This window comes from Streptomyces sp. NPDC029139, assembly GCF_055564335.1.
This window is the reverse complement of the sequence record NZ_JBVHWN010000002.1, coordinates 185,530-198,253: the sequence shown is the minus strand read 5'-3', so window position 1 is coordinate 198,253 and position 12,724 is coordinate 185,530. Positions and strand designations below refer to the sequence as shown.

Sequence of the window (12,724 nt, the reverse complement as noted above, 5' to 3'; positions counted from 1 at the left end):
GTCTGTCGGGCGGAGGCGGCGGACGCCCCGTTTCCCGTCACCCTGCCGCCTGCCGGGCGGGCTGTCATCCGCTGCTGGGCCGCCCGGGCGAAGGGCGCGGAGGCCCGTTGTCAGACCCCACCCGTAAGGTCGGAGGTCCAGTCGGTTTCCGTCGCGGAACGGGGAGGTGGGCAGCGCCGTGACACACACCTGGCAGACCAGTGCCGCCGTCTTCCTGCCGGCCGCGCTGCCCCGCGACGGGCGGGTCGCCTTCTGGGCCCCCGACGGTGGCGAGCTGCCCCCGGTCCCGCCCCCGCCGTCCGCCGGCCGGAGCCCGGAGACGTCCGCGGCCGGCGAGAGTGCCGCAGGCCGGGTCGTCGAGCTCACCGTCGTACGCCGCCACGGCGCCGGAGTCCGCAGCCGCACGGTCCCCGCCGTCTCGCTCGGCGTCGCCGAGGCCCTGCCCCACCTGGTCGCCGCCCGGCACCATCCGGCCGTCCACCCCGCCACCGCCTGCTGGGGCGCCGCCGCCCTGCACGCCCTGCAGCTCGTCGCGCGGGGCCGGCTGCTGCCCGGACTCACCTCTGACGACCTGGACGCCTGGCGAGCTGGCCCGCTGGACGCCGACGACATCGCCCACCTGCGGGCCGTCGCCGCCGCTCTGCCCCCCGAAGGCCACGCCGTCCCCGTCCCCGGCCGCAGCCCGCTCCAGCTGCCGGAGCCCGAGGCGCTCGTACGGGCCTTCCTCGACGCGGTCGCCGACACCCTGCCCCGTACGCCCGCCGCGGCCCACGCGGCCGGCGCGCCCTTCGCCGCGCGCACCGCGCAGCACCTGCCCCGCGCGCGTGCCTGGGCGGCCGAGGCCGCCGCCGGCATGGACGCAGGGGTCAGGGTCTCGCTCCGCCTCGACCTCGCCGGGGACGAGCTCTTCGACATCGCCGAGGAGGGCGGGGACGAGCGGCAGGCCGCCGCAGCGCTCCTGCAGATCCACAGCCTCGCCGACCCCACCCTCGTCATCGACGCGGCCGACCTCTGGGCGGGCGCCGGCGACGACCTCTTCGGGCCGCGCGCCCGGATCGACGCCGTTCTCGCGCTGCGCCGCGCGGCCCGCGTCTGGTCCCCGCTCGGCAGGCTCCTGGAGCGAGACGTCCCCGACGCCCTCGCCCTCACCGAGGACGAGCTGTACGAGCTGCTGGGCCCGGCCGCCGCGCGCCTCGCCGACGCCGGGGTCGCCGTCCACTGGCCCCGCGAGCTGGCCCGGTCGCTCAGCGCCTCCGCCGTGGTGCGGCCGGCGCTGTCCGCCCCCGGCTCCGCCACCGACGGCACGACCTTCTTCGACAGCGAGGAACTGCTCCGCTTCAACTGGCAGCTCGCCCTCGACGGAGACCCGCTGACCGAGCGGGAGATGGACGTCCTCGCCGAGTCCCACCGGCCCATCGTCCGGCTGCGCGACCAGTGGGTCGTCGTCGACCCCGACCTCGTGCGCAAGGCCCGGAAGCGGGAACTGGGCCTGCTGGAGCCCGTGGACGCCCTCGCCGCCGCTCTCACCGGCACCGCGGAGGTGGACGGCGAGACCGTCCGCGCCGTGCCCGTGGGAGCCCTCGCGACCCTGCGGGACCGGCTCGTCGCCGGTCCCGAGGAGGTCACCGCGCCCGCCGGTCTGAACGCCACCCTGCGCGACTACCAGCTGCGTGGCCTGGCCTGGCTGGACCTGATGACCTCGCTCGGGCTCGGCGGCTGCCTCGCCGACGACATGGGCCTCGGCAAGACCGTCACCCTCATCGCCCTCCATCTGCGTCGCGCCCGCCGCGCGCCGACCCTGGTCGTCTGCCCCGCCTCCCTGCTCGGCAACTGGCAGCGGGAGATCCAGCGCTTCGCCCCCGGCGTCCCCGTGCGCCGCTTCCACGGCGCCGACCGTTCCCTGGACGGCCTCGACACCGGCACCGGCCCCGGCGGCTTCGTCCTCACCACGTACGGCACCCTGCGCACCAGCGCGCCCCAACTGGCCGCACAGGAATGGGCCATGGTCGTCGCCGACGAGGCCCAGCACGTGAAGAACCCCTTCTCCGCGACGGCCAAGGCGCTGCGCACGATCCCGACGCCGGCCAGGGTCGCGCTCACCGGCACCCCCGTGGAGAACAACCTCTCCGAGCTGTGGGCCCTGCTCGACTGGACCACCCCCGGCCTCCTCGGCCCCCTCAAGGCCTTCCGATCGCGCCACGCCCGCGCCGTGGAGAACAGCGAGGAGATCGAGAACGACGAGGCCGTCGAGCGTCTGGCCCGCCTCGTCAGGCCCTTTTTGCTGCGCCGCCGCAAGTCCGACCCGGGCATCGTCCCCGAGCTGCCGCCCAAGACCGAGTCCGACCACCCCGTGGCGCTCACCCGCGAACAGGCGTCGCTCTACGAGGCGGTGGTCCGCGAGACCATGGCGCAGATCGAGGGGGCCGAGGGCATCGCCCGTCGCGGGCTCATCATGAAGCTGCTCACCTCGCTCAAGCAGATCTGCAACCACCCCGCCCAGTACCTCAAGGAACAGACCGCCAAGGGCGGCGGCACGGCACGGCTCGCCGGCCGCTCGGGCAAGCTGGCCCTGCTCGACGAACTTCTCGACACGATCCTCTCCGAGGGCGGATCCGTGCTCGTCTTCACCCAGTACGTCTCCATGGCCCGCCTCCTCGCCGACCACCTGGCCGCCCGGGCGATCCCCACCCAACTGCTCCACGGAGGCACGCCGGTGGCCGAGCGGGAGCGGATGGTGGACCGCTTCCAGTCCGGCGAGGTGCCCGTCTTCCTGCTCTCGCTGAAGGCGGCGGGCACCGGGCTCAACCTCACCCGGGCCGGACACGTCGTGCACTACGACCGCTGGTGGAACCCGGCCGTCGAGGAGCAGGCCACCGACCGGGCCTACCGCATCGGACAGACCCAGCCGGTCCAGGTCCACCGGCTGATCGCCGAGGGCACGGTGGAGGACAGCATCGCCGAGATGCTGCGTGCCAAGCGGGCCCTGGCCGACGCCGTCCTCGGCTCCGGAGAGGCCGCGCTGACCGAACTCACCGACCGCGAGCTGGCGGACCTCGTCTCGCTGAGGAGGCCGTCGTGAACCGCCGACCCCCGGCCGGGCGGTTCGCCGGCCCGCGCCACGACGACCGGCGCCGTACGTTCCCGGCACTCGCCCCGCGCGAGGCGCCGGACGGCCGCTTCGCCGCCACCTGGTGGGGCAACGCATGGGTGGAGGCCCTGGAGGACACGGCCCTCGACGCCGCCCGCCTCGCCCGCGGCAAGGCGTACGCCGGGCGCGGTCACGTCGACGCGATCACCGTCACCCCCGGCAGGGTCGTCGCCTACGTCCACGGCACCCGCCCCCGGCCGTACCGCACGGAGATCCGGCTGCGCACGCTCGGCGACGACGGCTGGGAGCGCTTCCTGGACGAGGTCGCCGCGCGGCCCGACCACATCGCCGCCCTGCTCGACAAGGACGTCCCGCACGCCGTCGAGGCCGTCACGGGACTGCTGCCCGCGCCCGGGGACCTCGTCCCCGACTGCTCCTGCCCGGACGACGGTTTCCCCTGCAAGCACGCCGCCGCCCTCTGCTACCAGTCGGCACGACTCCTCGACGAGGACCCGTTCGTCCTCTTCCTCATGCGGGGACGCGGCGAGCAGGAGATCCTGGCCGCCCTCACCCAGCGCAACGCGGCCCGTTCCGCCGCCGAGAGGACGGCGTCGGCGCCGCCGATGGCCACGGTCCCGGCACGCGCCGCCCTCGCCCCGCACCCCGGCCACTCCCTGCCGCCGCTTCCCCCGCCGCTCCCCGCCCCGGCGCAGCCCGGCCGGCCCCCCGCCTACCCGCCGGACCCCGCCGCCCCGGATCCCCTCGCCCTGGACCTGCTGGCCACGGAGGCGGCCGCCCGCGCCCACACGTTCCTGGTCACCGGGCGCGACCCCGTCGCCGCGCTCACCCCCTGGCAGGACGCCGTGCGGCTCGCCGCCGCACACCCCGGCTCCGGCCTCACGGCCTCCACCCGCGCGCTCTACCGCGACCTCGCCTACGCCCTCGACCGCACGCCCACCGACCTGGCCCGCGCCGTCGCCGCCTGGCGGCAGGGCGGTCTCGCCGGGCTGACCGTCCTGGAAGAGCCCTGGGACCCGCCCGCCGGCCCCTTCGACCGGGCCCGACCCGCGCTGCTCGCCGCCGACTTCCCCGCCTTCCGCCCCTGGCGCAACCGGCTGTCGACGCGCTCGCTCCAGCTCCGCTTCGGACGCGACGGGCTCTGGTACGGATACGAGTCGGACGCCGACCGCGAGGACTGGTGGCCGCGCGGAACGCCCGACGCCGACCCCGTCGGCGCACTCACGGACCTGCTCGGCCGCTGACGGACAGGCCGACGGCATGCCTTGTCGCGGAGTTGACGGGAGACCGGCCGGGCGGGCTCGGCCCGGGGGACCTTCCGGCGCCCCGGGGTGCGCCGGACGCCCGGTGCCGTCGACGCCCGCCGAGCGTGAACCCCCCCATGAGCGGAGCTCGTAATTCCCCGTATGTTCGAGGTCACACCCACTCGATGGAGTGAAACCCACCGGTGGCCTGATCCAGCCGGGTCCGGATCGCGTTAATTGCGGTACGGGCGAATGCCCGTGAGAACCTCCGGAAGGCAGGAAGCCATGAGGCAGATTCGCCGAAGTGGTCTGGCCACACTGATGGTCACGGGTGGCGCGCTCGCGCTCTCGGCGGGCGCCGCGCACGCCGACTCCGGCGCCCAGGGCGCCGCGGTCGGTTCGCCGGGCGTGATCTCCGGCAACGCCGTTCAGCTGCCGGTGCACGTCCCGGTCAACGTCTGCGGCAACACCGTCAACGTCGTCGGACTGCTCAACCCGGCCACAGGCAACCGCTGCGCGAACACCACCGCGTCCGACGGCTACGGCTCGGACACGGACGGCGGCGGGGGCGGCCGGCACAAGGACATGCCGGGCACGCCGCACACCGGTGGCCAGAGCGGTGGGCACACAGGCGGGCACAACGGCGGGGGCAACGCGTCCAACGGCGGCGGCTCCTCCGCCGAGGGTGCCGCGGTCGGTTCGCCGGGCGTGATCTCCGGCAACGGCATCCAGCTGCCGATCGACCTCCCGGTGAACGTCAGCGGCAACTCGGTCAACGTCGTCGGCATCGGCAACCCCGCCTACGGCAACACCGCGGTCAACGGCCCCGGCCGGCCCGAGACGCCCGGTGGGCAGCCGAAGCCGCAGCAGCCCGGCAACCCGTCGCCCGCTCCGGGCGACGACGCCGAGGAGCCCGGCGAGTACGTCCCGGCGCCCGCCCCGCAGGACGATTCGGCCGCGCTCGCCAGCACCGGCTCGGACTTCGTCGGCTACGCCGCCCCCGCCGGAGCGGCGCTCCTGCTCGGCGGCGCCCTGATCTACCGCCGCGCCCGCCGCATGGGCGCGCAGGCCTGAGGCCCGCACGGGTCCTCACGCACGACGCCAGGCCCGGAGCACCGCCTCGATGGCCGGTGCCACCCTCGTCCGGGCCTGGTGGCGGGGTACGCCCCGCATGAGCAGCGCGTCGTACTCGGTGTCGACATGACGTACGGCCGCCCGCACGGCGGCGGTGACCGCACCCCGGTCCAGTGCCCTCCCGGCCGCCGTACGTCCCACCCGGCCGCTGCCCTTCCGCGCGGCGTGGGCCGCGATCTCCGCCGCCCGCTCGGGCGGGCAGTACGGAAACAGCCGCAGGATCTCGGCCTCCAGCGCCGCCGTGACCTCCGCGTCCCGCTCCGCGCGGCGCGCCGCGTCACGCGCTCGCCGCCGCGCCCGTGCCTCCGCGTCCGCCAGACAGGCCGCCTCCGCCCGGGCGAGCGCGGCTTCCTCGACGAGCAGCCCCTGACGCTCGTAGCGCGTACGGCGCCGGTTGTGCCGTACGACCACCGCCCACAGCGAACTGGCTTCCCGGGCGCGGCGGGTGAGGGCGGTGTTCCCGCGCCGCAGGAACACCAGATGGCCGAGGTCGGCGCAGTCCAGGCAGACCGGGGCGTTGAACTCGAGGATCATCCGCTCCAACGGCCCGCGACGGCACTCCGAGCAGCGGCGGCGCCGGAGCGGTTCGACGACGACGGGTGCGACCAGGTGCATACGGACCTCATTCCCCCTGCCAGGCCGACCGGTCGCTCCCGACCGTGCCCAACTGGCCGGAATAATCGTTCGATTCATGGGCATGGGCCGGGCTAGGGTCCGTCGCGTGGCAACGAAACTCAATCAGATCATCGCAGTGGAGAAGGGCGTCAAGTCCAGGGCGCATCAGGACCTGACGGCGGCGCACCACGGACTGCAGAAGCCCGCGCTGCTCGCCGGCATCTCCCGTACGTACCAGCCGAAGGACGAGGAGGGCGAGCAGCTGCCGCCCGAGTCGACGCTGGTGCAGGTGAAGGCCGAGGACGTGCTGCGCGACACCGCGCGGGCGCTCACCCGGCTGTTCGATGTCACCGCCACCAAGGACTGGGCCAACTGCGAGGCGCGCGCCGACATCACCGTCGACGGGCGTGTACTGGTGAGCCGGGTGCCCGTCGCGTACCTCCTCTTCCTGGAGAAGCAGCTGACGGACATCAACACCTTCGTCCGCAAGCTGCCCGTCCTGGACGCGGCCGAGTCCTGGACGCAGGATCCGTCGACCGACGCGTGGAAGACCGAGGTCGTCCGCACGGTGCGGACGAAGAAGGTGCCGCGCAACCACGTCAAGGCGGAGGCGACCGACAAGCACCCGGCGCAGGTCGAGGTGTACTACGAGGACGTGCCGGTCGGTTACTGGACCACGGTGAAGTTCTCCGGCGCCCTGCCCGCCCGGCGGGTCAACGAGCTTCTGGAGCGGGTGGAGAAGCTCCAGCAGGCGGTGAAGTTCGCCCGTGAGGAGGCGAACAGCGCCGAGGTCACCGACCAGCGCGTTGGCGACGCCGTCTTCGGCTACCTCTTCGGGTAGCGGGGGACACCCACAGACTCCCCGGCCACAGCACACGGCACGGGGTGCGCGAGGAGCGCAAAGCTGAAGCAGAGCCTTGTCGTGAATCCGCGGCCCTTCTGACGAGGGTCGCGATCAAACTCAGACTATTGCTCCAGATTCAGCATCCGCCGCTCATCGCCGGACGACCGGGCCCGGGCCCTGGTGCGTCGAAATGCCAGTTCGAATCTGGTCCGCCGAGCTCGATCGGCGGTGGTCCAATGGCAGGACGCGACGCAATGACGACTGACCCGGGTTCTCAAGCGTGCCGGCGTGCGATGTGAGCGGCACCCACAGGGTCCGGGGGCAGGCTACGCCCTCGGACCCGCTCCCGTTTCCGGCCCTATTGCCGGTAGCCGCTCAGGAAGCGGCCGATGCGGCTGATCGCGGCGTCGAGATCGTCGGCGTACGGCAGGGTCAGGATGCGGAAGTGGTCCGGCCGCGGCCAGTTGAAGCCGGTGCCCTGCACCACCTGGATCTTCTCGCGCAGCAGCAGGTCGAGCACGAACTTCTCGTCGTCGTGGATCCGGTGCACCTTGGGGTCCAGGCGCGGGAAGGCGTAGAGCGCGCCCTTCGGCTTCACACAGGAGACGCCGGGGATCTCGTTCAGCTTCTCCCACGCCTTGTCGCGCTGCTCGTGGAGCCTGCCGCCCGGGGCGGTGAGCTCGTGGATCGACTGCCGGCCGCCGAGCGCGGCCTGGATGGCGTACTGCGCCGGGGCGTTCGGGCACAGCCGCATGGAGGCGAGCATGGTCAGCCCCTCCAGGTAGTTCTTCGCATGCTGCCGCGGGCCGCTGACGACCAGCCAGCCCGAGCGGAAGCCCGCCACCCGATAGGTCTTCGACAGGCCGCCGAAGGTCAGGACGACCAGGTCGGGGGCGAGGGAGGCGGCCGGGTAGTGGACGGCGTCGTCGTAGACGATCTGGTCGTAGATCTCGTCGGCGAAAACCATCAGCCCGTGCCGGCGGGCGAGGTCGAGGATGCCCTCGACGATCTCACGCGGGTACACCGCGCCCGTGGGGTTGTTGGGGTTGATGATCACGACGGCCCGGGTGCGATCGGTGATCTTCGCGGCCATGTCGTCGAGGTCCGGGTACCAGTCGGCCGACTCGTCGCACAGATAGTGCACGGCCCTGCCGCCCGCCAGGGTGGTCACCGCCGTCCACAGCGGGAAGTCGGGGGCGGGGATCAGGATCTCGTCCCCGTCCTCCAGAAGCGCCTGGACGGCCATGGAGACCAGCTCGGAGACGCCGTTGCCGAGGAAGACGTCGTCGACGTCGACATCCGGCAGGCCCATGGCCTGGTACCGCTGGGCGACGGCGCGGCGGGCGGAGAGGATGCCGCGGGAGTCGGTGTAGCCGTGCGCCTTCGGGAGCATCCGGATCATGTCCTGGACGATCTCCTCCGGCGCCTCGAAGCCGAAGAGCGCGGGATTCCCGGTGTTGAGGCGCAGGACGCTGTGGCCCGCCTCCTCCAGGGCGTTGGCGTGCTCGATGACCGGGCCGCGAATCTCGTAGCAGACCTCGCTCAACTTGCTCGACTGCCGGAACTCCATGCGACGACCTCCCCAGAAGGATTGATGCTTGGTTTTACCAAGTTCGAGCTTGGAAAGTCCAACAACTTGTCTAGACTGCGTCGCATGCCACGCCGTCGAAGCTATGACCAGTTCTGCGCCGCCGCCCGGGCCCTCGACGCGGTCGGCGACCGCTGGACGCTGCTGATCGTCCGCGAACTCCTCGCCGGCCCGCGCCGCTACACGGATCTGCACGCCGATCTCCCGGGCGTCAGTACGGACATGCTGGCCGGCCGCCTCAAGGACATGGAGGCCGCCGAACTCGTCACGCGCCGCCGTATGCCGCCGCCCGTGTCGGCGTACGTGTACGAGCTCACCCGGCGGGGCCGCGACCTGCTGCCGGTCCTTCGGGCCCTGGCGGAGTGGGGGGCGCCCGCCCTGGACGAGCCGCGGCCGACCGACGCCGTGCGCGCCCACTGGTTCGCGATCCCACTGCTGCGCGCCCTGGAGGGCGCGGTGGAGGGAGTGGTGCGGGTGACCCTGGACGAGGGGGAGTTCCATCTGCGGGTCGGGGGCGACGGGCCGCCCGAGTACGGCGACGGGCCGCCGGCCGACACCGCCGACGCGCACCTGCGGACGGACTCCGCGACCTGCCGGGCCCTGGCGAGCGGGGAGTCGACCCTCGCCGAGGCGCTTCGGGACGGGCGGGTCGAGGTGTCGGGAACCATCCGTCTCGCCGGTGAACCGCGGGTGCGGCTCGAACCGTTGCCGGTGAACTGAACGTCAATCCCGGTCCGGCTCATCCCCCTTACGAGTAGCGTAGGGCTGTTTGGTGGCCTGAAACGGTGGGTCGCGCAAGGCAGTGGGAGGGCCGCTCCATGGGAATAGACATCTGCGCCGACCGGGACGTCACTCCGTCCGTCGCCGTCACTTCCCCGGATCGGCCGGACCGGCCGGACCGGCCGGACCGGCCGGACATGGCGGACCTCGCGGACCTGGCGGGCGTGCCGGGTGTGCCGGGTGTGCTGGCCAAGGGCACCTCGCGCGGCACTCTGCGGATCAAGCCGCCCAAGGGCCGTACGGATGTCGTCTTCCGCACCGTCACCCTCGCGCCGGGCGACTCCACCGGCTGGCACCATCACCCGGGCCAGATCATCGCCGTCGTCCTGGCGGGCACGCTGACCCGCGTCCTGCACGACTGCTCGGTCGAGACGGTCCGCGCGGGCGAGGCGTTCGTCGAGCCCGCGGGCCGAAGGAACCGGCACATCGGCCACAACCTCGGCGCCGAGCCCGTCGTGCTCTACATGACCTGCCTGCTGCCCGAGGACGAGCCGCTGTCGATAGAGGCGGAGGCGCCGGACTGCGCGTTCCGCCTCCCTTAGTCGCGTCCGCTCGCGCTCCCGGCTGTGAAAAGGTCGAGACCGTGCGATTCGAAGCGATCACCTGGGAGAGGCTGTCCGAGGCCCTGGCCGCGCACGTCGACGGGTCCGTGCCCGGGGACGGCGGGGACTGGCTCAAGGTCGGCATCGACGGTGCGCCGGCCGCGCCCACCGGCCGGACCGCCGAGCTCGTCGCCGAGGCGCTCCGGCTGCGCGGCCGGGCCGTACTCGTCGTCGGCACGGGCGGGTTCCTCCGGCCCGCGTCGCTGCGTTTCGAGTACGGGAAGCAGGACCCCGACGCGTACTACAGCGGCTGGTACGACACCGGGGCGCTGTGGCGCGAGGTGTTCGGGCCGCTGGAGGCGGGAGGCGGCGGGCGCGTGCTGCCCGACCTCTGGGATCCCGCCACGGACCGGGCCACCCGCAGCCCCTATGTGGAACTGCCGCCCGGAGGCGTGCTGCTGGTGCACGGCCCGTTCCTGCTCGGGCACTGGTTCCCGTTCGACGTGACCGTCCATCTGCGGCTCTCGCCCGGCGCCCTCGCTCGCCGCACCGAGGAACTTTGGACCCTGCCCGCCTTCGACCGGTACGAGAACGAGGTCGGCCCGTCCGACGCGGCGGACGTCGTCGTCCGCGCCGACGACCCACGCCATCCGGCCTGGACCGGCCTCAGGGCTCGCTAGGCCGTGTCCGGAAAGTCCCGCCTGGCCCGCGACGCCCGGCACCCCCTCCCCCGTAGCCCTTCGGGCACGGGAGGTGCACCCACACCGCGTTGTCGGATCGCCCCAGTACGCCCAGTACGAGGGCGGCCCTCCGCCTTGCGATCGCACGCACCGGACGCCGCGGGCCCTGCCCTGCGGGCGGACGGCGCTACTTTCCGGACACGGCCTAGGGGCCGTCTTGCCGGTCTCGCCGGGCTCGCCCCTAGGGCGCGTCCTACCGAACTCGCCCGGCCCGGAGCCTCCGCCGGCCCGCCCCCTGGCCGCGCCCGGCCGGTCGCCGGACTCGCTCACCCACCCCCGGCCTCTCCGGCCCGCCCCCTGGTCGCGCCCGGCCGGTCGCCGGATTCGGCGGGTCGTCCTCCCACCACCGTCACCGCCTCCGCGCCCGCCCGGCATCCGGCCGCTGCCGCCGCCCCCGCGTCCGCTCCCGCGAGCCGGGCCGCGAGGAACGCCCCCGCGAACGCGTCGCCCGCCCCCGTCGAGTCCACCGCCCGCACACTGGGCGTCTCGACCCGGCCCGTCACCGAGCCCTCCTGCGCGATCAGGGCGCCCTCCGACCCCAGGGTGACCACGACCAGCGGGAACGTACGGCTCAGGACCTCCGCCGCCTTGGCCGGTTCGGCGCCCCCGGTCAGCAGGCGGGCCTCGTCGGCGTTCGGGAACAGCACCTGCGCGCCCTGCGCGGCGGTCAGGAACCGCTCCCCGCCGAGCCGCTCCAGGAACCCCGCCGAGGCCGGGTCCACGCTCACCGGAACGCCCGCCTCCCGCGCACCCCGCAGGGCCCGCAGGGCCGCCGCCCGGCTCGTGTCGGCGAAGAAGAGATACCCGGACAGATGCAGATGGGCCACGCCGGCGAGGAACGCGTCGTCCCAGTCGCCGGGGGAGAGGCGCAGCGCCGCCCCGCTGTCGGTCAGGAACGTCCGCTCGGTGCTCGCGTCGACCAGCGCGATCACCGTGGCCGTGGGTGCGTGCGCGTCCTCGACCAGCATCGGCCGCACACCCGCCCGGAGCAGAGCCCTCTCGTGCCAGCCCACCGCGTCGGCCCCCACGCGGCCCAGCAGCCGCACGTCGTCGCAGCCCGAACGGGCGGCCCAGCAGGCGGCGTTGGCGCCCGCCCCGCCCGGCAGCGTACGGATGTCGGCCGCCGTGTCCGTGGCGGGCGCCAGTGGGGTCCGGTGCCGGGCCACGACGTCGGTGACCACGTCGCCGACGACCAGCAGGCCGCTCACGCGCCCCCTTCGGCGTACGCCGCGGCGATCCGCGCGGCGAGCCGCACATTGCCCCGTACCGCCGCGAGGTTCGCCTCCAGGGACGCGCCCTCGGTGTGCACGGTCAGGTACTCCAGCAGGAACGGTGTCACCGCCTGCCCGGTGATCCCCTTCTCCTTCGCCGCCGCGAGTCCCTGGGCGAGCACCCGGTCGTGCAGCCCCGGATCCAACTGGTCCGCCTCCGGCACCGGGTTGGCGACGATCAGGGCCGCGTACGGCTCGCCCAGGTCGTCCTGGGCGCGTATCACCCCCGCCACCTCCTCGGGCGTGCGCAGCGTCCAGTCGACCGGCTCTCCCGACGAGGCCAGGTAGAACCCGGGGAAGCGCTCCGTCCCGTACCCCACCACCGTCACGCCCAGCGTCTCCAGGCGCTGCAGGGTCGCCGGGACGTCGAGGATCGACTTGACCCCCGCGCACACCACCGTCACCCCGACCCTGGACAGCAGCCGCAGATCCGCCGACTCGTCCTGCGTCTCGCTCCACTCCCGGTGCACCCCGCCGAGCCCGCCGGTGGCGAAGACCCGTATGCCCACGGAGTCCGCCAGCCAGGCCGTCGCCGAGACCGTCGTCGCCCCCGTCGCCCCGGTCGCCAGCGCGGGCGCCAGGTCGCGGTGGCCCAGCTTCCGCACCGTGGGGCCCTCCGCGATCCGGGCCAACCCCTCGGGAGCGAGCCCGACATGGGCCGTGCCGTCGATCACCGCGATCGTGGCGGGCACCGCCCCGCCGTCCCGTACCAGCGCCTCCAGCTCGCGCGCCACGGCCAGGTTCCGCGGGCGCGGCAGACCGTGGGCGATGATCGTGGACTCCAGCGCGACGACGGGACGGCCCTCGCGGAGCGCCTCCCGTACCTCTTCGGACACCTGTGTGGACATGTCCCATCTCTG

General features: G+C 73.9%; 11 protein-coding genes. 7 read left to right on the top strand and 4 right to left on the bottom strand.

All coding sequences use genetic code 11. From position 1 onward, the window contains the following. Positions 1-178: 178 nt before the first annotated feature. The 3 genes from ACZ4VW_RS05015 (at position 179) to ACZ4VW_RS05005 (ending at position 5,424) form a co-directional block, all read left to right on the top strand. Positions 179-3,079: a DEAD/DEAH box helicase gene (locus ACZ4VW_RS05015; RefSeq protein WP_467958524.1), complete on the top strand. Its 2,901-nt coding sequence runs from the start codon at positions 179-181 to the stop codon at positions 3,077-3,079. Further along, a complete protein-coding gene (locus ACZ4VW_RS05010; RefSeq protein WP_467958522.1) occupies positions 3,076-4,350 on the top strand; it encodes an SWIM zinc finger family protein in 1,275 nt (424 codons plus the stop codon). Before ACZ4VW_RS05015 ends, ACZ4VW_RS05010 begins: the two co-directional genes overlap by 4 nt. A gap of 285 nt (positions 4,351-4,635) precedes the next feature. Then, the gene (locus ACZ4VW_RS05005) at positions 4,636-5,424 is read left to right on the top strand and encodes a chaplin (RefSeq protein WP_467958520.1); all 789 of its coding nucleotides are present in this window, start codon (positions 4,636-4,638) and stop codon (positions 5,422-5,424) included. A gap of 15 nt (positions 5,425-5,439) precedes the next feature. Here ACZ4VW_RS05005 and ACZ4VW_RS05000 read toward each other — a convergent pair whose 3' ends face one another. Continuing rightward, positions 5,440-6,099 (bottom strand): DUF2293 domain-containing protein, encoded by a 660-nt coding sequence (locus tag ACZ4VW_RS05000; RefSeq protein ID WP_467958518.1) that lies wholly within the window; start codon positions 6,097-6,099, stop codon positions 5,440-5,442. 106 nt (positions 6,100-6,205) lie between these two features. On the opposite strand from ACZ4VW_RS05000, the gene ACZ4VW_RS04995 reads away from it, so the two are divergent. Further along, positions 6,206-6,940, top strand: coding sequence for a DUF7873 family protein (locus tag ACZ4VW_RS04995; RefSeq protein ID WP_467958516.1), 735 nt, complete (start codon positions 6,206-6,208; stop codon positions 6,938-6,940). 361 nt (positions 6,941-7,301) lie between these two features. Here the strand turns inward: ACZ4VW_RS04995 and ACZ4VW_RS04990 are convergent, their stop codons facing one another. After that, positions 7,302-8,513 carry a pyridoxal phosphate-dependent aminotransferase gene (locus ACZ4VW_RS04990; protein ID WP_467958514.1) on the bottom strand — a complete coding sequence of 404 codons (1,212 nt, stop codon included), beginning with the start codon at positions 8,511-8,513 and terminating at the stop codon, positions 7,302-7,304. A gap of 84 nt (positions 8,514-8,597) precedes the next feature. On the opposite strand from ACZ4VW_RS04990, the gene ACZ4VW_RS04985 reads away from it, so the two are divergent. The 3 genes from ACZ4VW_RS04985 (at position 8,598) to ACZ4VW_RS04975 (ending at position 10,533) form a co-directional block, all read left to right on the top strand. Then, complete coding sequence (locus ACZ4VW_RS04985) at positions 8,598-9,251, top strand: winged helix-turn-helix transcriptional regulator (protein WP_467958512.1); 654 nt, start codon at positions 8,598-8,600, stop codon at positions 9,249-9,251. A gap of 197 nt (positions 9,252-9,448) precedes the next feature. Beyond that, entirely contained in the window at positions 9,449-9,853 is a 405-nt protein-coding gene (locus tag ACZ4VW_RS04980; protein WP_467959561.1) for a cupin domain-containing protein, read from the top strand. A gap of 41 nt (positions 9,854-9,894) precedes the next feature. After that, a complete protein-coding gene (locus ACZ4VW_RS04975; RefSeq protein ID WP_467958510.1) occupies positions 9,895-10,533 on the top strand; it encodes a nucleoside/nucleotide kinase family protein in 639 nt (212 codons plus the stop codon). A 326-nt stretch (positions 10,534-10,859) separates the two neighbouring features. Here ACZ4VW_RS04975 and ACZ4VW_RS04970 read toward each other — a convergent pair whose 3' ends face one another. Together ACZ4VW_RS04970 and ACZ4VW_RS04965 are read right to left on the bottom strand one after the other, a co-directional pair. Continuing rightward, positions 10,860-11,801: a carbohydrate kinase family protein gene (locus tag ACZ4VW_RS04970; RefSeq protein WP_467958508.1), complete on the bottom strand. Its 942-nt coding sequence runs from the start codon at positions 11,799-11,801 to the stop codon at positions 10,860-10,862. Then, positions 11,798-12,712: a pseudouridine-5'-phosphate glycosidase gene (locus tag ACZ4VW_RS04965; RefSeq protein ID WP_467958506.1), complete on the bottom strand. Its 915-nt coding sequence runs from the start codon at positions 12,710-12,712 to the stop codon at positions 11,798-11,800. Before ACZ4VW_RS04965 ends, ACZ4VW_RS04970 begins: the two co-directional genes overlap by 4 nt. Positions 12,713-12,724: the final 12 nt, after the last annotated feature.

What these genes read in the sequence shown, in the direction of transcription:
- ACZ4VW_RS05005 (WP_467958520.1), top strand. Translation starts at nt 4,636, where the DNA reads ATGAGGCAGATTCGCCGAAGTGGTCTGGCCACACTGATGGTCACGGGT.
- ACZ4VW_RS05000 (WP_467958518.1), bottom strand. Translation starts at nt 6,099, where the DNA reads ATGCACCTGGTCGCACCCGTCGTCGTCGAACCGCTCCGGCGCCGCCGC.
- ACZ4VW_RS04990 (WP_467958514.1), bottom strand. Translation starts at nt 8,513, where the DNA reads ATGGAGTTCCGGCAGTCGAGCAAGTTGAGCGAGGTCTGCTACGAGATT.
- ACZ4VW_RS04985 (WP_467958512.1), top strand. Translation starts at nt 8,598, where the DNA reads ATGCCACGCCGTCGAAGCTATGACCAGTTCTGCGCCGCCGCCCGGGCC.
- ACZ4VW_RS04980 (WP_467959561.1), top strand. Translation starts at nt 9,449, where the DNA reads ATGGCGGACCTCGCGGACCTGGCGGGCGTGCCGGGTGTGCCGGGTGTG.
- ACZ4VW_RS04965 (WP_467958506.1), bottom strand. Translation starts at nt 12,712, where the DNA reads ATGTCCACACAGGTGTCCGAAGAGGTACGGGAGGCGCTCCGCGAGGGC.